Origin of the sequence: uncultured Tateyamaria sp. (assembly GCF_947504105.1) — a bacterium.
Classification (GTDB): domain Bacteria; phylum Pseudomonadota; class Alphaproteobacteria; order Rhodobacterales; family Rhodobacteraceae; genus Tateyamaria.
Window position 1 is genome coordinate 21,395 of the sequence record NZ_CANNGP010000036.1, and the last position, 21,828, is coordinate 43,222.

General features: G+C 59.3%; 23 protein-coding genes and 1 pseudogene. 16 read left to right on the forward strand and 8 right to left on the reverse strand.

The annotated features are described in order from the left end of the window. Nucleotides 1–10: 10 nt before the first annotated feature. The 5 genes from Q1A75_RS18190 to Q1A75_RS18210 form a co-directional block, all read right to left on the reverse strand. Nucleotides 11–532 carry a DUF3035 domain-containing protein gene (locus Q1A75_RS18190; RefSeq protein ID WP_299550674.1) on the reverse strand — a complete coding sequence of 174 codons (522 nt, stop codon included), beginning with the start codon at nucleotides 530–532 and terminating at the stop codon, nucleotides 11–13. Nucleotides 533–581: 49 nt separating this feature from the next. Continuing rightward, complete coding sequence (lspA, locus tag Q1A75_RS18195; protein ID WP_299550672.1) at nucleotides 582–1,058, reverse strand: signal peptidase II; 477 nt, start codon at nucleotides 1,056–1,058, stop codon at nucleotides 582–584. Nucleotides 1,059–1,065: 7 nt separating this feature from the next. Next, complete coding sequence (gene purH / locus Q1A75_RS18200) at nucleotides 1,066–2,649, reverse strand: bifunctional phosphoribosylaminoimidazolecarboxamide formyltransferase/IMP cyclohydrolase (protein WP_299550670.1); 1,584 nt, start codon at nucleotides 2,647–2,649, stop codon at nucleotides 1,066–1,068. 15 nt (nucleotides 2,650–2,664) lie between these two features. Beyond that, complete coding sequence (locus Q1A75_RS18205) at nucleotides 2,665–4,410, reverse strand: heparinase II/III family protein (RefSeq protein WP_299550668.1); 1,746 nt, start codon at nucleotides 4,408–4,410, stop codon at nucleotides 2,665–2,667. Nucleotides 4,411–4,483: 73 nt separating this feature from the next. Next, entirely contained in the window at nucleotides 4,484–5,770 is a 1,287-nt protein-coding gene (locus tag Q1A75_RS18210) for a transcription antitermination factor NusB (RefSeq protein WP_299550666.1), read from the reverse strand. A gap of 86 nt (nucleotides 5,771–5,856) precedes the next feature. Between Q1A75_RS18210 and Q1A75_RS18215 the strand changes: the two genes are divergently transcribed. Continuing rightward, nucleotides 5,857–6,177, forward strand: a complete 321-nt coding sequence (locus tag Q1A75_RS18215; RefSeq protein ID WP_299550664.1) for a DUF1674 domain-containing protein — start codon at nucleotides 5,857–5,859, stop codon at nucleotides 6,175–6,177. A 6-nt stretch (nucleotides 6,178–6,183) separates the two neighbouring features. Here the strand turns inward: Q1A75_RS18215 and Q1A75_RS18220 are convergent, their stop codons facing one another. Both Q1A75_RS18220 and dapB read right to left on the reverse strand, forming a co-directional pair. After that, nucleotides 6,184–6,531, reverse strand: coding sequence for a dihydrodipicolinate reductase (locus Q1A75_RS18220; protein WP_299550716.1), 348 nt, complete (start codon nucleotides 6,529–6,531; stop codon nucleotides 6,184–6,186). 107 nt (nucleotides 6,532–6,638) lie between these two features. Then, nucleotides 6,639–7,454 (reverse strand): 4-hydroxy-tetrahydrodipicolinate reductase, encoded by an 816-nt coding sequence (gene dapB / locus Q1A75_RS18225; RefSeq protein ID WP_299550662.1) that lies wholly within the window; start codon nucleotides 7,452–7,454, stop codon nucleotides 6,639–6,641. An 87-nt stretch (nucleotides 7,455–7,541) separates the two neighbouring features. Between dapB and rbfA the strand changes: the two genes are divergently transcribed. From rbfA to Q1A75_RS18290, 13 genes are all read left to right on the forward strand, one after another. Next, on the forward strand, nucleotides 7,542–7,937 hold the full coding sequence (gene rbfA / locus Q1A75_RS18230; RefSeq protein WP_299550660.1) for a 30S ribosome-binding factor RbfA: 396 nt from the start codon (nucleotides 7,542–7,544) through the stop codon (nucleotides 7,935–7,937). Next, on the forward strand, nucleotides 7,937–8,671 hold the full coding sequence (locus tag Q1A75_RS18235; protein WP_299550714.1) for a phosphodiester glycosidase family protein: 735 nt from the start codon (nucleotides 7,937–7,939) through the stop codon (nucleotides 8,669–8,671). The genes rbfA and Q1A75_RS18235 overlap by 1 nt, the downstream gene beginning before the upstream one ends. Nucleotides 8,672–8,725: 54 nt before the next feature. Further along, complete coding sequence (gene truB, locus Q1A75_RS18240) at nucleotides 8,726–9,631, forward strand: tRNA pseudouridine(55) synthase TruB (RefSeq protein ID WP_299550658.1); 906 nt, start codon at nucleotides 8,726–8,728, stop codon at nucleotides 9,629–9,631. Nucleotides 9,632–9,804: 173 nt separating this feature from the next. Beyond that, nucleotides 9,805–10,308 (forward strand): hypothetical protein, encoded by a 504-nt coding sequence (locus tag Q1A75_RS18245; protein WP_299550656.1) that lies wholly within the window; start codon nucleotides 9,805–9,807, stop codon nucleotides 10,306–10,308. A gap of 54 nt (nucleotides 10,309–10,362) precedes the next feature. Further along, a complete protein-coding gene (locus tag Q1A75_RS18250) occupies nucleotides 10,363–10,893 on the forward strand; it encodes a DUF1643 domain-containing protein (RefSeq protein WP_299550654.1) in 531 nt (176 codons plus the stop codon). 86 nt (nucleotides 10,894–10,979) lie between these two features. Beyond that, complete coding sequence (locus Q1A75_RS18255) at nucleotides 10,980–11,918, forward strand: calcium-binding protein (RefSeq protein ID WP_299550653.1); 939 nt, start codon at nucleotides 10,980–10,982, stop codon at nucleotides 11,916–11,918. Nucleotides 11,919–12,094: 176 nt separating this feature from the next. Then, nucleotides 12,095–12,364: a 30S ribosomal protein S15 gene (rpsO, locus tag Q1A75_RS18260; RefSeq protein ID WP_299202688.1), complete on the forward strand. Its 270-nt coding sequence runs from the start codon at nucleotides 12,095–12,097 to the stop codon at nucleotides 12,362–12,364. Between the two features lie 66 nt (nucleotides 12,365–12,430). Continuing rightward, nucleotides 12,431–13,273 (forward strand): DMT family transporter, encoded by an 843-nt coding sequence (locus tag Q1A75_RS18265; protein WP_299550650.1) that lies wholly within the window; start codon nucleotides 12,431–12,433, stop codon nucleotides 13,271–13,273. 10 nt (nucleotides 13,274–13,283) lie between these two features. Next, nucleotides 13,284–13,805, forward strand: a complete 522-nt coding sequence (locus tag Q1A75_RS18270; RefSeq protein WP_299550648.1) for a hypothetical protein — start codon at nucleotides 13,284–13,286, stop codon at nucleotides 13,803–13,805. A 171-nt stretch (nucleotides 13,806–13,976) separates the two neighbouring features. Then, nucleotides 13,977–16,112, forward strand: a complete 2,136-nt coding sequence (gene pnp / locus Q1A75_RS18275; protein WP_299550646.1) for a polyribonucleotide nucleotidyltransferase — start codon at nucleotides 13,977–13,979, stop codon at nucleotides 16,110–16,112. Nucleotides 16,113–16,181: 69 nt separating this feature from the next. Further along, nucleotides 16,182–17,144: a glycosyltransferase family 2 protein gene (locus Q1A75_RS18280; RefSeq protein ID WP_299550644.1), complete on the forward strand. Its 963-nt coding sequence runs from the start codon at nucleotides 16,182–16,184 to the stop codon at nucleotides 17,142–17,144. Between the two features lie 17 nt (nucleotides 17,145–17,161). Further along, a complete protein-coding gene (locus Q1A75_RS18285) occupies nucleotides 17,162–17,944 on the forward strand; it encodes a hypothetical protein (RefSeq protein ID WP_299550642.1) in 783 nt (260 codons plus the stop codon). Further along, entirely contained in the window at nucleotides 17,941–18,777 is an 837-nt protein-coding gene (locus Q1A75_RS18290) for a glycosyltransferase family 2 protein (protein WP_299550640.1), read from the forward strand. Before Q1A75_RS18285 ends, Q1A75_RS18290 begins: the two co-directional genes overlap by 4 nt. Nucleotides 18,778–18,799: 22 nt before the next feature. On the opposite strand, the gene Q1A75_RS18295 is transcribed toward Q1A75_RS18290, so the two are convergent. After that, nucleotides 18,800–19,450 carry a peroxiredoxin gene (locus tag Q1A75_RS18295; protein WP_299550638.1) on the reverse strand — a complete coding sequence of 217 codons (651 nt, stop codon included), beginning with the start codon at nucleotides 19,448–19,450 and terminating at the stop codon, nucleotides 18,800–18,802. Nucleotides 19,451–19,575: 125 nt separating this feature from the next. On the opposite strand from Q1A75_RS18295, the gene Q1A75_RS18300 reads away from it, so the two are divergent. Together Q1A75_RS18300 and Q1A75_RS18305 are read left to right on the forward strand one after the other, a co-directional pair. Beyond that, nucleotides 19,576–21,015: an aldehyde dehydrogenase family protein gene (locus Q1A75_RS18300; protein ID WP_299550636.1), complete on the forward strand. Its 1,440-nt coding sequence runs from the start codon at nucleotides 19,576–19,578 to the stop codon at nucleotides 21,013–21,015. A gap of 401 nt (nucleotides 21,016–21,416) precedes the next feature. Further along, nucleotides 21,417–21,828 (forward strand): annotated as a pseudogene (locus tag Q1A75_RS18305) (IS3 family transposase); the annotation flags it as partial.

Sequence of the window (21,828 nt, forward strand, 5' to 3'; positions counted from 1 at the left end):
GAAGGGACGCTTAGCGTCGGCCGCGCCGGACTGTTCGGGGCGGCGCCATAGGTGTTGGAACACCAGCCCGCTGAAAGGTCCGCGCGGTTTGAACCGGGTCCAGCGCCTGTCTGCGATAAGCCTGATTGTAAATGTCTTCGCGCACGATGCGGATCTGGGTCAGACGCGATTGACGCTTGCGAAACTCCGCATCTGCGGCCGCAAGTGTCGCGCGGATATTGGCGTCGCGACCAAAGCGGCTGGCGTGATTGACCAGCGCCCCATCCGAGCCAGGAATCGGAGCATTGGGCGAGGACCTTTGTCCACCCAGCGCTGCAGCGCTGTCTTCCAATGGGCGCTGATCCGTCCGGTTGAACCCACCGGGTGTTGGTTGCGGCAAGGCCGAGAAGCTTTCGGGTTCTTCCAAGGGCTTGGAGGGTACAACGATGAACTCGTCCGGTCCGTCGCCACGCGACGTGATCTGGCGCAAGCCCTTGTTCTCGCATGCTGCAAGCAAGGTCACAGCTATCATGGCACATGCGATCAGTCGCATCGGAACTCTCCCTTTGTCAGCGAGCTTTATCGCAGCTTCGTCCACCTTGTCACGCGCCCTTTTTCCGGGCCGCGCCTTCACTGCCGAAGAAAACAAGGCCGATCGCGCCCGCAAATATAAAGATGTCCGCCACGTTGAACACGAACGGGTTGTCGATGCCACAGCACGACATGTTCAGGAAATCCAGAACGAAACCATAAAGCACTCGATCCAGCACGTTTGCCAAGGCTCCACCGATCAGCAAACCCGCACTGGCATAAGCCAACCACCCTTGCGGATGCTTCCACACCCACCACAAAACGCCCACACAGATCACGATCGCAACAGCAATCAGAGCCCAAACGCTGGTGTCATCCCCAAACAGGCCAAAGTTGATCCCCCGGTTTTCACCATACCGGAAATTCAATAGCGGCGGCAGCACATCAATGGGCTTGAATTGCGACACGCCCAGCACGTGGATCACCCAGTATTTCGACGCTTGGTCGAGCAGAAAGGCAATCGCCGCAGAGATCCAAAGCAGTTTCATTCAGCCCTCAATGCCGGAAATGCCGCATGCCCGTAAAGACCATTGCAAGCCCGGCCTCGTCTGCGGCGGCAATTACCTCGTCATCACGCATGGATCCACCCGGTTGGATCAGAGCGGTGGCTCCGGCCTCGGCCGCGGTGATCAAACCATCCGCGAATGGGAAGAATGCGTCCGATGCGACAACCGACCCTTGGGTCAGCGGCTTTGGCAAGCCCATCACCTCTGCCATGTCCTGCGCTTTGCGCGCGGCAATGCGGGTGCTGTCCACACGGCTCATCTGACCTGCGCCCACGCCGACAGTCGCGCCATCCTTGACGTAGATTATCGCGTTGGATTTCACGTGCTTGGCGACCGTCCAGGCGAACAACATGTCAGTCACCTCCCGCTCGGTCGGCGCCCGCTTGGTCATGACTGTAAGATCATCACGCGTGATCCACCCAACATCCTTATCCTGAATAAGAAAACCGCCTGACACCTGCTTGACCGCCAGAGACGCGGCAAAGGCATCGGCCAGACCGTCCGTGGTGAGCAAGCGCAGGTTCTTTTTGGCCGCAAAGACCTCGCGTGCTTCGGCGTTGGCGCCGGGTGCAATCACCACCTCGGTTAGGATATTTGTGATTTCCTGGGCCGTCTCCGCATCCAATTCTTGGTTCAGCGCAATGATGCCGCCAAATGCCGAGGTGCGATCACAGTCGAAGGCGCGTGTGTACGCGTCTTTCAGTGTCGCTCCGGTTGCAACACCGCAGGGGTTGGCGTGCTTGATGATGGCACAGGCCGGGCCTTGGCCGGCAAACTCGCTGACCAATTCAAATGCGGCATCGGTGTCGTTGATATTGTTGTAGGACAGTTCTTTGCCCTGGTGCTGCTTAGCCGTAGCGACGCCGGGGCGGGCAGACCCATCCGTGTAGAACGCCGCCGCCTGATGCGGGTTCTCGCCATAGCGCAACGTTTGCGCAAGCTGGCCGCCAACGGTGCGGCGACGCGGCGTGCCGTCGACTTGCTCGGCCATCCAAGTACTGACGGCGGTGTCATAAGCTGCGGTTCGTGCGTAGGCAGTCTGAGCCAGCTTCTGGCGCAGACCATATGTGGTTTGACCATCGTTTGCGGACAATTCAGCCAGTACTGCGTCGTAGTCTTCGACATCCACAACAACATTTACAAAGCCATGGTTCTTGGCTGCTGACCGGATCATGGCTGGGCCGCCGATGTCGATGTTTTCGATGACGGTGGCATAGTCCGCACCCTTGGCGACGGTTTCCTCGAACGGGTACAGGTTCACGACCACGAGATCGATGGCACCGATCTCATGCTCAGTCATCGCGGCAACATGATCATCATTGTTGCGTAGGGCCAATAGTCCACCATGCACCACCGGGTGCAGGGTCTTGACCCGCCCATCCATCATCTCGGGAAACCCGGTAACCTCGCTGACGTACTTGACCGTCAACCCAGCATCGCGTAGCGCGCGCGCTGTGCCCCCCGTGCTCAACAACTCAACCCCATGACCAGCCAAGGCCGCGGCAAAGTCGACCAGCCCGGTCTTGTCGGACACAGAGAGCAAAGCGCGGCGGACGGGGGTCAGGTCGGTCATGTTGGCAGCAATCCTTTAGTCATAAAACTCACCGGGTTCATCCCGGTTCAAGTCGCGGATGCCCATGGCAGTTTCCTGCGCTTTGGACAAGGACCAGCGCACACGGGTGGCAAAAGTCATCGCACGCCCTGACAGCACGATCTGCTGTGTGGCACGAGGCTTGAGCCGTCCCTTTTCCAGATACACGCTGGGTTCCAGCGACAGGTCCCGGGTGCCATCATGACGGAAGACCCAGATCTCTCCACTCTTCAGAGCCATGGAAACGGCGGACCCGCCCATATCCAGTTCGGCGTGCACTTCCGGGTGCAGATGGAAGCGGATATCAAAGGGGATACCTGACAGCTTCTTGGCGTCCATCACCTTGTCGAACAACCGTTTTTCAACGTCTTCCATGGCCAGCAACATGTCTTCGCCCGCCATGCCCCGACCGTCAAAGGTCAGTTCAAGCTGTCTTGCGTGGGTCAAACCATGGGTCCGGACATAGCCGTCATGCCCACCCTGAAAACGCAATCCATCGGGGGCGTGGGTGATTTCAATGGGCACATGGGTGGGCGCATCGATCAGTGTTTCTCGGGCCGTGGCCCGTTCGGCATCCCCCAGACGCGCGCTGGAATACCCATCCAGCGACAGCGCCGAATGCGACGGTGTGGCGCGCCCGGCGCGACGCCAATCGGCACCGAAACTCGCGCCCGACCCACAATTCACGATCAGCGGGCGCCGACCAGATGTCACTTCGAATGCAAGGGTCGAGGCATGGGCATTGTACCCGGCTTCGGGCTTAGGCGGGGCCGAGGCATCAATGATCACACTGGTGCGCCCCGAGCTGAGCCGGGCATATCCCATCGACAATCCATCTGGCTGCCGCGTCTTCACACCGGATGCAGCCAGTGCGTGATCCAACCACCCTTCCTGTCCGCGCCCGCCGCCGTGGAATCGGGCCAATCCACCATCAGAATGGCGCAATGTGCGTAGTGTCGGCGCAATCCGGTCGATAGCAGCTGAATAGGTTTCCGGCACAGGTTTTGCGGCATCTTCCAACGCGGCGACGGCCCACGTCAGCAGAGTAAACACCTCGAGCAACTCTTCTGGATTGCGCGTCGGCAGGCCGCCTTGTTCATCGATCTGATCTGTACATTCCTTCGCCAGTGCCGCGACGGCGGGAGGGGTTAGATCCTCCATCCCCTCCAACGCGAGACCTGCGTAGATCAACCCGGTGAGCGCTTCGAACCGGGGCAAACCAGGCGCAGCCGCATGCCAGCGCTTTGACAAAAAGCGGGTTTGCTGTGCAAGGCTCAGATAGAACGCGTCGGTGGCAGGAACATCGTGCCCGCGCAGTAAAAAAATGGCGTGGTTGATCCAGCGGATCAGACGGCGACCGGTCAGATCAGGGGTCCAGCCGGGACCCCGCCCGCGTCCATAATGTTCAATCCACCCCCACAGCCACGCCTGACCCAGTTCACGGGTGGACGTATCCCCGACAGCGGCGAGGTCGTCTAACCATGCAAAGCCGTGGATTTCGTCCAGATAAGCGCGGTCCGGGGCATCGATCCTCCAGATCACGGTGCCCTTCGCCTCGATCAACGCACCCGCAAACAGGTAATTCCCGGCAACCAACTGTCGCCCCTTGGCAAAGCTGCCAATGGTACGCGGTTCAGGCGACGACACAAAAGCCGTAGCGGCCTTCGCTTGTGTTGCACGACGGGCGTGCCAACGGTTCAGGAACCGTGCTTTTCGTGCGGTAAGCCCGCTTAGGGTGGACATGCTCTCTGCCTCTACGCGTCTACGGCGTTTTGGACATCACCTTAGCGGGTGTCCACGCGTGAGTCACGCGATGTCAGCCTGTTTTGCGCAAGCACACCGCATAGAAGCCATCCATGCCGCCACGATCCGCCCAATGGTCCGGGCGCAGGCGCAAACCACCCTCTTCCGTGACCCACTCCGGGTCAATGCCAGGTCGATCAAGTGCGGCGCGATCAACGGTCAGGGAAGAATGACGGCCCAGCGCCTCTTCCACCTGAACTTCGCCTTCGTCAGGCAGCAGGGAGCAGGTGCAAAACACCATGCGACCGCCTGGCTTGAGCAGGGTAGTGGCGTGATCCAGCATACGCGCTTGCAACTCGATCAAAGCGCCAAACTCCGATCCATCCTTGGCAAAGGGAAGATCGGGATGGCGGCGAATTGTCCCGGTGGCTGAACATGGCGCATCCAGCAGAATGGCATCGAATTCCCCAGTAACCTCGAAAGCATCGGCTACCAGTGTCTGTGCTGAGAGCTTGGTACGAACGAGATTCTGTTTCACTCGTTCCATCCGGCCCTCGGAAATGTCGACGGCTGTTACATCTGCCCCAGTTGCAGCCAGCTGTAATGTCTTGCCACCAGGGGCCGCACACAGATCCAACACCGTTTCACCCTTTTGCACATCCAACACACGGGCCGGGATCGCGGCAGCTGCATCCTGCACCCACCACTCGCCGTCCGTGAACCCGGGCAAAGCAGAAACTTGGCCCGCATCCGTCAATCGCACTGACCCTGTGGGCAGCACCGTACCGCCAATAGCCTTTGCCACATCCTCGGCATTGCGCTGAACGGTCAGATCCAGCGGTGCGCCTGTGAAATGCACGGCCTCCATCGCCAAGACGACCTCACCGCCCCAAGCATCGACCAATGGACCACGCAACCATTTGGGCAGACGCGGCGTGCGCAGGGTCGACCATTGTTCTGGCCCCTTGTCCGCCGCCTTGCGCAGCACCGCATTCACCAGACCCTTGAGATGCCCATAGCGCTTGTGACGCGACACGATGTTAACCATCGAATTGACGACACCATGCGCTGCCTCACCCGCGCACAGTTCGATCGTGCCGACGCGCAGGGCGTTACGGACAGTCAGCGGCGGATATTTTTGCAGATGCTTTTGCAGAATGCGGTCGGCACGTTCCATCCCGCGCAGGGTTTCCGTCGCAAGCCGTTGCGCTCGGGCGCGGTCGGCCGGGTCAAGGCGATCCAAAACGCCTGCCCCGATCAGCTCGGGCAGCAACTTGCCCTCGCCTATGATCTGATCCAGCAGGTAAATCGCGCTACGACGTGCAGGCAGGCCGCCATCCTTTGCCGGTTTGTCGCTCATGTCTGTTCCCGATCATTGCTGTCGCACCCGCTTGCCGGGCAGAAGGTCGGGCGTATATCAAGGGCATGGCCCAAGAGGAACCCACCATGTCAGACGACCCAAATCGCCCCGACGAACCACCGGGCATTCCGACAACGCCAGATCCGTCACCGACGCCTGCGCCCCAGGAAGCTCCGCAACCGGACCTACCGCCCCAGACACCACCGGCACCAACCTCACCCCCGGAGATGCCACAGCCCATGGACACCGATCTGCCGCCCGCCGCTCAGCGTGCGCTGTCCGAAGCCAAGGAACGGCGCAAAGCAGCGCAAGCGTTGGAATTGCCCACCGAACTTGGGGGGCGAGACGGACCGGAACCTGTCCGGTATGGGGATTGGGAGAAAAAGGGGTTGGCGATCGACTTCTGATCACACTCAGCGCAGACGGAACATCGCGCTATCGCCCGCGCCGCGGTCGGACGTGAACTTGATCCGACCGTCACTGCTGGCCTGCACCTCCTGACAATTGTAGCCTAGGGCGTCACCACCCCAAAACAGGTCGCGGCAGAAGTAACCATCACGCCAGGACCATGTGCCCTCGACATCCCAGCGCGCGCCGCGCCCCTCGATCTGACCATCGGGCTTTACGTTCAGCTTCACAAACGGTCGCGTCAGCGTCTTGCCGTTCACAAGTTGCACAAAGCTCTGCTGATTATCGACCTTGACCAGATCGGCCAGAGCAGGCCCGGCAACAAACGCGGCTGCAGCCACAAGCATCATCATATGCATATCACAAGCACCTTCACGCGATGGCGTCCTTTGCCAACGTTTACGCATGATCGTGTGAATTGGTTCACTCAGGCGGTGAAAATACGGCTCCCCGGCGGCGTTTATCCGCGCATTCCAAGTACATCCAGCATGTCATACTGCCCCGGTGCCTTGTCCTGCGCCCACAGGGCTGCCCGTAGCGCACCCTTGGCAAACAATGCCCGGTCAGTCGCCATATGTTTCAGCACAATGCGTTCCCCTGCACCGGCAAAGAGGACCTCGTGTTCGCCAACGATATCACCGCCGCGAATGACGGAAAACCCAATGTCGCCCCGCTTGCGCGCACCGGTGATCCCATCACGCGCCGCATCGCGCACTTGCGCCAGATCAACGCCGCGCCCCTCAGCGGCGGCCTCACCCAACATTAACGCCGTACCGGAGGGCGCATCGACCTTGTGGTGGTGATGTCCTTCGATCACCTCGATATCAAAGTCTTCGTCCAGGGCTGCCGCCACTTGTTTCGTCAGCTGCACCAAGAGATTCACGCCCAAGCTCATGTTCCCTGCACGCACAATCGGCGAATGCCGCGCCGCTGGTTCCAACCGCGCAATCTGGTCCTCACTCATGCCCGTGGTACCGATGATATGCGCCGCCCGCGCCTGCGAGGCAATCCTGGACAGGGCAATCGTCGCCTCGGGTGCGGTAAAGTCGATCACGGCCTGCGCCTTGGCCATAGGTTCAAGCGGGTCATCATAGACCATGACACCCAGGGCCTGACTGCCCATGGCCTCGCCTACATCACGCCCGATCCACTCATGACCGGGACGTTCCAGCGCGCCAACAAGACGCATCTTGTCACTCTCCAGCACCGACTGGATCAGCATCTGGCCCATGCGTCCCGATGCGCCTGCAATCACGATACCCGGCAATTCTGACATTATGTTCACCCCTTTTGACGGTTTCCCGCTTCACTAGCTTGCCCCGCTGCGCTTGGCAAAGCCCAGCACCTGTCTTAGATGGAGCAAATGGCAAAGAACAAGTTTCATGATGGCCCTGGCCCCTCGCAACGGCAACTGCGCGTAGGCGAACTGATCCGCCGCACCCTGTCCGAGGTGCTGGCGCGCGGTGACGTACATGACCCCGACCTGAACCGCATGTCCATCACCGTGGGCGAAGTGCGCACCTCCCCCGATCTCAAGATCGCGACGGCCTATGTCCTGCCGCTTGGCGGTGAAGGACAAGAGGACGTGCTCAAGCTGCTGGCCCGTAACAAGGGCGAGCTGCGGCGCGCAGTGTCCAAGAAACTGGCCCTTAAATTCGCGCCCGACCTCCGGTTCCAACTGGACGAGACATTTGACCGGATGGATGACACGCGGCGCATGCTGAACCAGGATGCGGTGCGGCGGGATACCGACGCATGATGCTGAGGGCAGCCGCGCTTGTGCTGCTGTCCTGGGCCCTACCCGCATGGGCCGTGACATGCGAAGACGTCCAGTATCAAGGCAACAGCTATACCATCTGCACCGTCGATCCTGCCAAGGAACAGCTGCGGTTGTTCTTGTACAACAAAGAGGGCGCACCCTATGGCCAGTTCAGTGCGGTGGATAGCGCCCTGAAATCGGATGGCGAAAAACTCAGCTTTGGCATGAACGCAGGCATGTACCATGATGATCGCGCGCCGGTGGGACATTATGTCGAGAACGGGAAAGAGATCATGCGCGTGATCGCCAACCCCGGTCCCGGTAATTTCGGATTGCTGCCGAACGGCATCCTTTGCCTGCGATCAGGGCGCGCCGATGTGTTCGAAACACTAGACTATGTCGACCAATCCCCGGACTGTGCCTTTGCCACGCAATCCGGGCCGATGCTGGTCATCGATGGCGCACTTCACCCGCGCTTTCTGCCCGACAGTACCTCACGCTTTATCCGCAACGGTGTGGGCACGACCAAGGACGGATCCAAAGCAGTCTTTGCCATCTCGAACAACAGCGTGACCTTCCATGACTTCGGCAGCATGTTCCGCGATCACCTTGGGCTGCCGAATGCCCTGTTCTTCGACGGCAACATCTCGCGCCTCTATGCACCCGACCTGAACCGGGACGACTTTGGCTTTGCCCTTGGCCCCATCATCGGCACGGTCGAGACCGGCAATTGACAAGGGCCACGGCACTGCGATAGGCGGCAGCCCTCACGCAAAAACGAGGGTGACATGGGCCGTTCACGCAAAGGGCGCGACATTTCCGGTTGGTTGGTGGTGGACAAGCCTGCGGGGCTGACCTCGACCGCTGTCGTGAACAAGGTGCGGTGGGCGCTGCAGGCGAAGAAGGCTGGACACGCCGGCACCCTTGATCCCGAAGCCACAGGCGTTCTGGCAGTGGCACTAGGCGAAGCCACCAAGACGGTCCCCTACATCACCGATGCGCTCAAGGCATACAGCTTCACCGTTCGTCTGGGACAAGCCACCAACACCGACGATGCCGAGGGCGAGGTCATTGCAAAATCCGATACGCGTCCATCGGACGAAGACATCAAGAATGCGCTTGGTCCATTCGTTGGTGATATCATGCAAGTCCCGCCCAAATTTTCTGCCGTCAAAATCGATGGCCAGCGGGCCTACAAGCTGGCCCGTGATGGAGAGCATGTCGAGATCGGGGCCCGCCCGCTATGGGTTGAGGAATTGGTGCTGACCAACCGCCCCGATCCCGATCATGTCGAGTTGGAAATGGTGTGCGGCAAGGGCGGCTACGTGCGGTCCATCGCCCGTGATCTGGGTGAGGCTCTGGGATGCCATGGCCATGTGCGCAAGTTGCGACGCATCTGGTCCGGGCCATTTCGGGCCGAGGATGGTCTGACACTCAACCAGATCGAAGAGATGGCGCAAACTCCCACGCTCGATGATCACCTGCGCCCAACCGCAGACGGATTGACGGAATTGCCAGAGGTGCGCGCGACGGCCGAGGGGGCATCACGGCTGCGCAATGGCAATCCCGGCATGGTGCTGGCCACAGATGTTGAATACGGCGAGGAGTGCTGGGCATCCTTTGAGGGTGAGCCAGTTGCCGTGGGCCGGTACAAGGCTGGGGAACTACACCCTGCACGGGTCTTCAACCTGTAACATTCGCCCCCCAAGTGGCCGGCGCAATTATACCTTGCCCAAGGATACACAATTAAATTGTTACAATTCACCGCGCGCCGGTAAGCCCTGCGTGAGGTAACTACAAAATTGGAACCATTCAGTCCACATTCAACCCATCGCAACGTCCACACGTCCTTTCATGGGAGACTGACATGACCCAAGTTACACTCCGCACCGTCGGCACCGTCCTGACAGCTGGCGCATTCGCCACCATCGCATTCGACGCATTCGGCCAGGTACTCAGCCCACTTTTGGGCTACGCCAAACTGGCTCCCGTCGGACTGGCGGGCGCATCGCTCAAAGCCATCTTCGGCGCAAACCCGTCGGGAGCCGCACACTTGCTGCACGCGCTGACCGGGCTGATCTTCTATGCCGTCGGCTATTTCGCCATAGCCCGCCCCATCCAGCTGGCTGTCATGCCGCGTTTGCACTGGTCGATCACGGCAGTTGCGTACGGTGTCGCTCTATGGGTCTTTGCCCTCTATGTCATGGCGCACCTCGTGACGGGCAACAAACCGTTCCTGGGCTTCACTGGCATCACCTGGGTCGCACTGTGGGGCCACATCGTCTACGCCGTGGTCGCTGCTAGCATCATGGAAGCCAAGGGCGCCGTGCTGGACCTGCGTCGCGAGCCAGTGGCTGTGCCCGTCGAGTAACGGCATCTGAATAAACAGATTGATGGGGCGGCCTGCGACTGGCAGAACCGCCCCATGATCGTTCGAACCCACACCAAGGGCGATGCGCCGTCGACCGCCGTCTATTCCGATTGCGAGCGGTATCGCTATAGCCTGACACGCATATGGGATGATAGCGGACGGCGGGTGAACTTCGTTATGCTCAACCCGTCGACGGCCACCGAAGTACAGAACGACCCAACCGTGGAACGCTGCGAGCGACGCGCACGGACACTGGGTTACGGCGGCTTTGCTGTCACAAATATCTTTGCGTGGCGCGATACCGATCCAAAGGCCATGCGCGCGTCCGCAGACCCGGTCGGAGCCGCCAACGACAAAAGCATTCTGGACCGGGCAATCTGGGCACACGACGTGATCGCAGCTTGGGGCACACACGGCGCACATCTGGACCGCGGGGCGCAAGTGGCGACACTGCTGAAAGGTGTCGATCGTCCACTTTACCATCTAGGTCTGTCGAAGGGCGGGCACCCCAAACACCCGCTATATCTGCCCTATGCGCAGCAGCCGGAACCCTGGAATAATGGGCCGCAAGTTACCTCGCGTTAACCATTTTCTCGGATAGCCTTTGTTTCAAACCGCTGTTTGAGATAAATGCAACTTGGGCAATTGTGCCCTTTGTTTGGAATTCGCGTATGTTGTGGCTTGCTGGATTGATGGGACTGTTGGGGGTAAGCGCTGTTGGCGTGATCGACATGATGCCAGTCGAGCAAGACGACGAAACAGCAGACGACGTGTCGAACAGTGTCAGTGACATGGCTCGATCGGGTGACGATGAGAATACCGTGACTGCCAGCGACGACTTCGGTGACGACACGCTGACATTGGGGACCGAAGGCAACGACGATCTGTCAGGCACTGATGGCGACGACACTCTGCACGGCGAAGAAGGTGATGATACCCTTGACGGCGGGCTGGGCAACGACACGCTGCACGGTGACGACGGGTCGGATGTAATTCACGGCAGCGACGGTGCGGACGAAATCTTTGGCCACAACGAAGATGACACGCTCGACGGCGGCGCAGGTGACGACGAAATGCACGGCGCCATGGGTGCGGATGATCTGTCAGGCGGCGACGGAAACGATGCGGTCCACGGAGGACTGGGCGATGATACCCTCAGCGGAGGTATAGGTCAGGATACCTTGTTTGGCGGCTGGGGCGATGACGTCCTGAATGGCGTTGAAGATGACGCTGACACGGATGGTACAGACCACAGCGATTTTCTGAACGGAGGCGGGGGTGATGACATCATAATCGCCGGTGAAGATGACGTGGTCACGGCCGGCGAGGGAAGCGATACCATCATTGCAGGTGGCTGGATTTCTGCAGAAAGTGCAACAACGATCGTGGATTTCGATGCCGAGGACGATAGCATCCTGTTGGTCTATGATGACAACGAAGATGATCCCCAAGTTTCCCTGCAACTCGACCCCGAAGATCCAAGCGTCACACAGGTCATGATGAATGGCGTTGCTGTTGCGCACGTGGCAAACGGCGCAGATATTTCAATCGACAACATTGCTTTGATGCCACTCAGCATGGCGCAAAGCGCGGGGATGGCGCCAGCTTAATCGCTATGCCGTAATTTTGGTACCACAACACGGTTTATCAATCAGGCAATCCAAGTTGCCAACCCTGCGAATCTCTTTTATACGCCCTCATCCCGGTAATCTGCCGTGGCATTGGCCCCGTGCTGGACGACATCCCGGCCGGCGGCGTCTCACTCTAGCCTGAAAAGGAGATCCCGATGTCGATCACTGCTGAAGAAAAAGCACGCGTGATGAAAGAATATGGCACCAAGGAAGGCGATACCGGTTCGCCCGAAGTTCAGGTTGCCATCCTCAGCTCGCGCATCGCCACGCTGACCGAGCACTTCAAAACGCACAAGAAAGACAACCACGGCCGCCGCGGCCTTCTGAAAATGGTTGCGCAGCGTCGCAAGCTGCTCGACTACCTCAAAGGCAAGGAAGAGGCACGGTACACCGACCTCATCAAACGCCTGGGCCTGCGCCGCTAACTTGCGCAAGATGGCGACACGATCAATCGCACCCCACGGGGTGCGATTTGTGTTTTCGGGGTCGTCTTGCTGATCATTGCCGCTCAGGTCTTCGTCGCCACAACCTGCATCGTCCTCGGTGATGCCGCGGGAAAGGCATTGACGGCATCAGGCTTCGATCCATTCTTCGTGGCATGGACACGTTTTGCATGTGCCGCCATCGCGCTTGCCCCATTTTGTGGCCTGTCCCGCGACAGCCTGCCCGTTCTGCTCGACCGCCGGGTCATTTTGCGCGCCGCTCTTATTGCGGCGGGCATCTGTTCGATACTGACAGCGCTCAGCACGACGCCATTGCCGGACGTGTTCGGCGCATTTTTCATCGGCCCCGTCGTCGCTTTTGTCCTCTCAGCGCTATTGCTGGGTGAGCGCATCAACACCGCTCGCGCCCTTCTTCTAGCCTTGGGATTTGGCGGCGTCATGCTGGTGGTCAAACCGGGCTTTGGTCTGACCACAGGCATCGGTTTCGCACTGCTCGCCGGGCTCTTCTATGGATGCTTTCTGGTTGCCACCCGCTGGCTTTCCGGGACGGTTCGCCCGCGCCTTCTTCTGTTTTCGCAACTCAGCATCGGGGCAGTTTTGCTAACGCCGCTTGGACTTGCAGCAACCGTACCGACGCTCACACCAAACGCCATCCTCTTGAACATGGGCAGTGCCGCCGGATCAGCGGCAGGTAACTTCCTGCTTGTCTGGGTCAGCCGATCCACGCCCGCCAGCATCGTTGCCCCATTGATCTACACCCAGCTCATTTCGGCCACCGCAGTGGGCCTAATCCTGTTCAATGATTGGCCGGACATTCTGACACTTGTCGGGCTGGTCGTCATTCTGGCGTCTGGCCTCGGATCTCTTTGGCTGGCGCGATCCGTGCACTAAGTAGCAAGGCATGCACGACCTGCCCCGCATCGCCCTTTCCGTCCGCCAACCCTCTGCCTGGGCCATTATCGCAGGCCATAAACCCATTGAAAACCGGACCCTCGGTTCAATCCGGGCGGGTCGCATGGCACCGGGACGCATCGCACTCCACGCTGCCGCTGGCCTGAAGGAAGAAGAGTTCCGATACCTTTACTGGCGCCTGGGAAAACACGGAGTGCAATGCCCCCACCCGCTCGACTTGCCAAGGGGGGCGATCATCGGCTCGGTCGAGGTGACAGGCATCATCACGGAATCGGACAACAAGTGGTTCGGTGGGGCGGCCGGGCTCACCCTAAAGGACCCGGAACCCTGCGAACCGATCCCCGCCGTCGGCGCACTTGGTTACTTCGAATGGACCTCCGGCGGCACTCTAGCACCACCCACACGCTGGATGCAGAAATGGGGCGCAGCGACCCCCGACAGCCATACCGAAGACCTCTTTCCCGACGCACCCATCGCCTTTGCCAAACCACCACGCAAACCGTGGCACTAAGCGCGGATGCGCCGCAGAGCACACGCTTTCATTTCCCGCAAAAGTGCTGTATGCGCGCAAAATCTGAAAGCCTGGCGCCCGGACCTCAGCGCCCGACAAAAGAAGATACCGGGGTCAGGGGGAATACGCCCCCTACGCAAATGGCCATCCGGCCAACTTAGGAAACACTTGATGTTTAACGAGACGAAAAAATCGATGCAGTGGGGCGAAGAGACGCTCACACTGGAAACCGGCAAGGTTGCCCGTCAGGCAGATGGCTCCGTCATTGCCACGCTGGGCGAAACCAGCGTCATGGCAAACGTGACGTTTGCCAAATCCCCCAAACCGGGTCAGGACTTCTTTCCCCTGACCGTCCACTACCAGGAAAAATACTACGCCGCGGGCAAGATCCCCGGCGGTTTCTTCAAGCGTGAGGCCCGACCCACCGAGAAGGAAACACTGACCGCTCGCCTGATCGACCGTCCGATCCGGCCCCTGTTCGTGTCCGGCTTCAAGCACGAAGTGCTGGTGATGTGCACCGTGCTGTCGCACGATCTGGTCAACGACCCCGACATTGTGGCGATGATTGCCGCCTCCGCCGCCCTGACCATCTCTGGCGCGCCGTTCATGGGCCCCATCGCTGGTGCCCGTGTCGGTTACGAGGATGGCGAATACATCCTGAACCCGACCCTCGACGACATGCAGGACCTGCGCCTGAACCCCGACCAGCGCCTTGACCTGGTTGTGGCCGGCACCAAAGACGCCGTGATGATGGTGGAATCCGAAGCCTACGAACTCAGCGAAGCTGAGATGCTGGGCGCGGTAAACTTCGCACACGAGCAAATCCAGCCCGTGATCGACCTGATCATCGCGCTGGCCGAAGACGCTGCGAAAGAGCCGTTCGACTTCCAGGCCCCCGATTATTCGGACCTCTATGAAGCGGTCAAAGCGGCTGGCGAAACCCAGATGCGCGAAGCGTTCGCGATCAGCGACAAGCAAGAGCGCACCAGCGCCGTTGCCGCCGCCCGCACCGCAATCATCGAAGCGTTGACCGAAGAGCAGCAAGAAGATGCGAACCTCGGTTCCGCCCTGAAAAAGCTCGAAGCCTCCATCCTGCGCGGTGACGTTGTCAAAACCGGCACCCGCATCGACGGTCGCAAGACGGACGAGATTCGCGACATCGTGTGCCAGACGGGCCTCCTGCCCCGGACACACGGCTCGGCGCTTTTCACCCGTGGTGAGACGCAAGGCCTGGTCGTAACGACACTGGGTACTGGCGATGATGAACAGTTCATCGACGCCCTGCACGGCAACTTCAAATCGAACTTCCTGCTGCACTACAACTTCCCGCCCTACTCGGTCGGTGAAGCGGGTCGCGTGGGCCCTCCTGGACGTCGCGAAATTGGTCACGGCAAACTGGCATGGCGCGCATTGCAAGCCGTGCTGCCTGCCTCGACCGACTTCCCCTATACCGTGCGCCTGGTATCGGAAATCACCGAATCCAACGGTTCGTCCTCCATGGCTTCTGTCTGCGGCGGCTCGCTGTCGATGATGGATGCAGGCGTTCCGCTGAAGAACGCGGTGGCCGGTGTGGCCATGGGCCTGATCCTAGAAGAGGACGGCAGCTACGCCATCCTGTCCGACATTCTGGGTGACGAAGACCATCTCGGCGACATGGACTTCAAAGTGGCAGGCACCGAAAACGGCATCACCTCGCTGCAGATGGACATCAAGATCGCAGGCATCACGCCCGAGATCATGGAGAAAGCCCTCGCCCAAGCCAAAGACGGTCGGATGCACATCTTGGGCGAAATGGGCAAAGCCATCACAGGCGCTGCCGAATTCTCCGTCCATGCACCACGCATCGAGACCATGCAGGTGCCAACGGACAAAATCCGTGAAGTCATCGGCTCGGGCGGTAAGGTAATCCGCGAAATCGTCGAAGTGTCGGGCGCCAAGGTCGACATCAACGACGACGGCATCATCAAGATCGCCTCGCCCAACGGCGAAGCCATCAAGAAGGCCTACGACATGATCCACTCGATCGTGGCTGAACCCGAGGAAGGCGCCATATATACCGGTACCGTCGTGAAGATCGTCGATTTCGGCGCCTTCGTGAACTTCTTCGGCAAGCGCGACGGCCTGGTGCACGTGTCCCAGATAGAAAACCGCCGCCTCAATCATCCTTCGGACGTCCTGAAGGAAGGCCAAGAGGTCAAGGTCAAGCTCTTGGGCTTTGACGATCGCGGCAAAGTCCGCCTGTCGATGAAAGTTGTCGACCAGGAAACCGGCGAAGAAGTTAAGAAAGAAGAGCCGGCTGCCGAGTAATGCTGCCCAAGCACCCGGCGCACACGTGCCGGGTGCTATACAACACGATCAGAAACCGTGGCCAACGCAATGACATCTACGCTCAAAATCACGGTCGCCGCGCTTACCCGTAAACGGCCCCGCATGCTGGCGACGTTGCTGGACTCGTACGGCGCAATGATGCTGCCCGAAAACTGCGAAGTTCAGTGCCTTATCGTGGAAAACGATGAAACGGACGCCAGCCGGTATGTAGTGGATCAAGCCAGCCAACTCGCCAACGGCCTAACTGTCACTTATGTCCTCGACACCGAACTTGGCATTCCCTTTGGCCGCAACCGGGCCGCCAAGGAAGCCATTGCATGGGGTGCTAACCTGCTGACCTTCGTGGACGATGATGAATTCGTTGATCGGGAATGGCTGGTGGAAATTGTGGCGCGCTATCGCAAGACCGGTGCCGCATTGATCGGCGGCCCTGTCCTGATCCCCGCGTCGCAAGAGGATTTGACCCGGCTTGAGCGGATATTCCACCAAGAACTCACCGATCACTACGTGCAGCGCGCCGAGGGGGCGATCCCTGCTGCAGAGCAAGGGCGCGCAAGCCCTGTCACCAACAACTGGCTCGGCGAAACCAAACTGTTCACGGAACACGGCATCTGGTTTGACGAAACGCTCCGCTTCACGGGCGGATCCGACAGCAGATTTTTTCATACGGCTCGTGACATGGGGTTGCATCTCGATTGGGCGCCCAAAGCCATCGTCTACGCAACCATGTCTGCGGATCGGTTGAACTTCAAAACCCAATTGCGAGAGGCGCACAGCCGCACCATCAATCGCATCCGACTGGATCAAGTGAACAAGCGCTTCTACTGGCTGCGACTGCCTTTCAGCCTCTTGCTGAAATTGATCAGTGCAACCTTACTCGCCATCACGCTTCCTTTCACGGGGGGCAAGGGCATCCTCAAACTCACACGGCGTCTTGGCCTGGTTACTGGGCGCATTTCCGCGGCTTTTGGTGGTAACTCTTCGCTCTACACCAAGATTTTCGGCAACTGACGCGCAAGGTATCACAAATGGCTACCGATCCCGTTCTTATCCTGACCATGAAGTGGGGCACGCTTTATGGCCCGAAATATGTCAACAGACTTGCCCGCGGCGTTAGCAGGCACTTGGCCCGCCCACACAGGTTCATATGCTTCACAGATGATACGACCGGGCTTTCCAGCGATGTCGAGGCATTGCCGCTTCCTGACATGCGCCTACCGGGCGGGCACGAGGATACGCGTTGGCGCAAACTTGGCTTGTTTGCACAAGACTTGTTCGGCCTGTCCGGAACCGCGCTGTTTCTTGATCTGGATCTGATCGTGGTTGGGTCTCTGGACCCGTTCTTCGAAGACAACGAACCTTTCCGCATCATCCAGGACGATACCCTGTTCCGCTCCAAGCCGCTCAGGCGGATCAATCCAGATCGAGACCGGTTCCTCGCCTCGGTCGGAAACTCGTCAGTCTTCAGATACCAAATTGGTGCGCACAGCTATATTCTCGACGCGTACCTTGCCGACCCAGTAGCAGCAACAGCACAGTATGAGATTTCCCAGCAGTTCCAGTCAGCACAATTGGCACGGCATGGCCACCTGTCCTATTGGCCCGCAGAATGGTGTGTGAGTTTCAAGAACCACTGCGTACCAAGAGGAATACGCAGCTACTTCACCAACCCCCGCCTACCCGACGAGGCCAAAATCGTTGTTTTCGCAGGTGAACCAAAGATGCACGACGCGCTCTCTGGCAAAGGAAGCAAATGGTATCGTCGGATTGGCGACGTCGGCTGGCTCAGGACTGCTTGGGAAAACCAATGAACTTCATTCGTGAATGGAACCGCGCGCGCAAATATCGAAAGCGCATCCGCAAATGTCGGACAGAGATCACAACACGTGCGGTAGTCAGTGTACCACACCGGCTTGAAACGCCGTTGGTTGTATCCCTCACAAGCTATCCTCCGCGCTTCCCTGAACTTCCGTTGACCCTGCGATGTCTTCTGCAACAAACGGTCAAGGCGGACCGCACTGTCCTTTGGATTGCCGAACAGGATCTTGCTGCGCTGCCGGACAATGTGCATGCGCTTGAAAAGGACGGGCTAGAAATTGCAACCTGTCCCGATTTGCGCTCGTACAAAAAACTACTGCCGCTCATGACCGAGATGCCCGAGGCGACCATTGTCACAGCGGATGATGACGTACACTACGGTCCCGATTGGCTGGCATCGATTTTGGGCGTGCACATGGACCTGGGCATCAAGGTTGTCTGCGGGCGCGGGCATCGCATAACACTCACTCCAGAAGGGCTCCCGGACACTTACGATAAATGGGACCAGAATGCCCCTGGCGGGCGCGACCCCAGCGGATTGATCTTCCCGACCGGTGTAGGAGGGATCCTCTATGCACCAGGCGCACTGTCACCTGTTGCAACCAATTGGGAGCTGGCGCAGCAACTCTGTCCAACGGCCGACGATGTTTGGTTTTACTGGATGCACAGACTGACAGGTGGACGGGCGGCCATGACGGGGGAACGGCGGCGTGTCTTGGAATGGGTCAAGGACCCGACCGGGGGCTTGCTCACCGTCAACTACACAGGCGGAAACGACCGCCAGATCGCCGCAATGATTGATCACTTTGGATGGCCCGGTCCCTGAACGGTACCGGGCCGATACGCGCCTAGTCCGGCGCTTTGGTCTTGCGCAGATATGGCAGCACGGTCTCGAACGTGCCGAACTTGGCCTTTGCATCCTCGTTGGACACGGTGGGTGGAATGATCACATCTTCACCCGGCACCCAGTTGGCCGGTGTGGCCACGCCCTTGGCCGACATCTGCAACCCGTCCAGCGCGCGCACGATCTCGGCAAAGTTACGGCCCACTGTCATCGGATAGGTCATCGACAGCTTCAGCTGCTTATCCGGTCCAATGATAAAGACCGAGCGCACCGTGGCACTGTCTGCAGGCGTGCGCCCGTCGGGCAGATAGGCTTCTGCAGGAAGCATGTCAAAGGCTTTGGAAACCTCAAGCCCCGCATCCGCAATGATAGGGAAACCGGCCTCAGCGCCTGAAACCCTCTCAATGTCGCCTTTCCACTTCTTGTGGTCCTCGATCCCATCGACCGACACGCCAATCACCTTGGTGCCGCGCTTGGCCCACTCGTCAGCCAATTGGGCCACCGCGCCGAACTCGGTCGTGCAGACAGGGGTGAAATCCTTGGGATGCGAAAACAGTATGGCCCAGCTGTCGCCAATCCAGTCGTGCAGCGAAATCGTGCCGTGGTCTGTTTCAACCGTCAAATCGGGGATGGTGTCGTTAATGCGCAAACCCATGGTGTCCTCCATCTGGATAGTAGTGCCAAACGCAATCTAAGCCATCGCAAGCACCTTTTCATCCCCCGTCTTGTGGCGGGCACATGCAGGTGCCACATTCCAATCAAATGTCAGGGAGAGACCGAATGCTTGAACAACGTGATTTCTATATCGGCGGCCAGTGGGTTGCCCCAAAAAACGGTACCGACCACCATGTGATTGACCCGTCGACCGAGGAAGCAACCGCAGTCATCTCGCTTGGCGGTGCCGAGGACGCGGAAGCTGCCATTGCGGCGGCCAAGGCGGCTTTCCCTTCATGGATGGCAACACCGGTCGAAGATCGTATCGGGCTGGTCGAAAAACTGATCGATGTCTACCAGACACGCGGCGAGGACCTGGCACAGGCGATGTCCAACGAAATGGGCGCACCACTCGACATGGCGCGCAGCCAGCAGGTTGGAGCGGGCATCTACCACTTGAAAAACTTCATCCGCGCCGCCAAGGCATTCGAGTTCAACCGCCCACTCAGCGACCGTGCCCCGAATGACCGTATCATCTACGAACCGGTCGGTGTCGCCGCCCTCATCACCCCGTGGAACTGGCCCATGAACCAGGTCACTCTCAAGGTGGGTGCTGCCACCATTGCGGGATGCACCATGGTCCTGAAACCATCCGAGGAATCTCCACTCAACGCCATGATCTTTGCAGAGATGATGGACGAGGCGGGCTTCCCTCCCGGCGTCTTCAATCTTGTGAACGGGGATGGCCCCGGCGTGGGCACCATTCTGTCGGGCCACCCGGACGTGGACATGGTCAGCTTCACCGGCTCATCGCGCGCAGGCCGCCTGATCTCGAAAAATGCCGCCGATACCCTCAAACGCGTGCACCTCGAACTGGGCGGCAAGGGGGCGAACGTCATCTTTGACGACGCCGATGAAAAGGCCGTCAAGCGCGGCGTCCTGCACATGATGAACAACACCGGCCAATCCTGTAATGCCCCCTCCCGCATGCTGGTTCAACGCAGCAAATACGACGCCGCAGTGGAAGAAGCAGCCGCTGTCGCCGGCAAGGTCACCGTCGGTCCCGCCAGCGACGAAGGCCGCCATATCGGCCCTGTCGTGAACGAGGTGCAGTGGACGAAAATCCAGGACCTGATCCAGAAGGGCATCGACGAAGGCGCCAAACTGGTCGCCGGTGGCACAGGCCGCCCCGACGGGTTCAACAAAGGCTACTACGTCCGCCCCACGGTCTTTGCCGACGTAAACAACGATATGACCATCGCGCGCGAGGAAATCTTTGGCCCGGTCCTGTCCATCATCCCCTTCGACAACGAAGAGGAGGCGGTCGAGATCGCCAACGACACCCCCTACGGCCTCACCAACTATGTTCAGACGCAGGATGACGCGCGGCTCAATCGCATGGCCCAAGCGCTACGCTCTGGCATGGTCGAAATGAACGGCACCAGCCGCGCAGCAGGCTCGCCATTCGGCGGCATGAAGCAGTCCGGCAACGGGCGTGAGGGCGGCATCTGGGGGATCGAGGATTTCCTCGAAGTCAAAGCGGTATCCGGCTGGGCGGCAGAGTAGAACAGTAGGGCGGGGCTGACCCCGCCCCAAACTGCACAACTGGGGTCGACTTCTCACCAAAACTGTCTGATGCGGCTGGTGCAAAATATGGCTGCAAAGCGCAGTACGCGAACTTTGCAAAGTTCGTCTAACGGCTCATAGCGGTCACTCGTCAACGTGCCGACTTGTTGCAGTCGCAACCCGTATTACTTACACTCGCCGCGACAGCAAAGCTTGGTCTGGTCGAACTCACAGTTTGCGGGACGCAAATTGCCGTTCCGTTCTTGAAGGCCAATGTCAGCTTTCCAAAAACTGCTTTCTACTCCAGCGCAATTTTGAACTCGACTGTCTCATGCCCACCAAGATTGCTTTTCCCGGACTGAATTGGTCCTCCGCTATGTTTATGAAGACAGAGAAACCGCGTGGCAAACAAGCGAGCCCAGCCGGAAGAGATTGTCACGAAGTTACAACTGGTTGAGGTTCTGCCGGGTCAGGGAATGTCGGAGCTGGATGCGGTCCGGCAGATTGGTGTGACTGAAGAGATGTTCTTCCGTTCGAAGAAAAGGTGCGGCAGGATGGGCGCGGATCAATTGCAAGACCTAAAGCGCCTTCAAAAAGAAAACGGGCGGCTCCGCAAGGCCATGTCCAATCTGACGCTCGACAGGCTGATCTTGACGGAGGCTGCACAGGGAAACTTCTTCGTCCTGCTCATCATCGTGCGTGCATTGATCGTGTTCGCCGTGAGCTACGTGTCTCGGAGCGCCGCGCTTGTTACGTTTTGAGGCAGCGCCGATCCACGCAACGCAAGACGCCAGTTGGACGTCCTGACGAAGA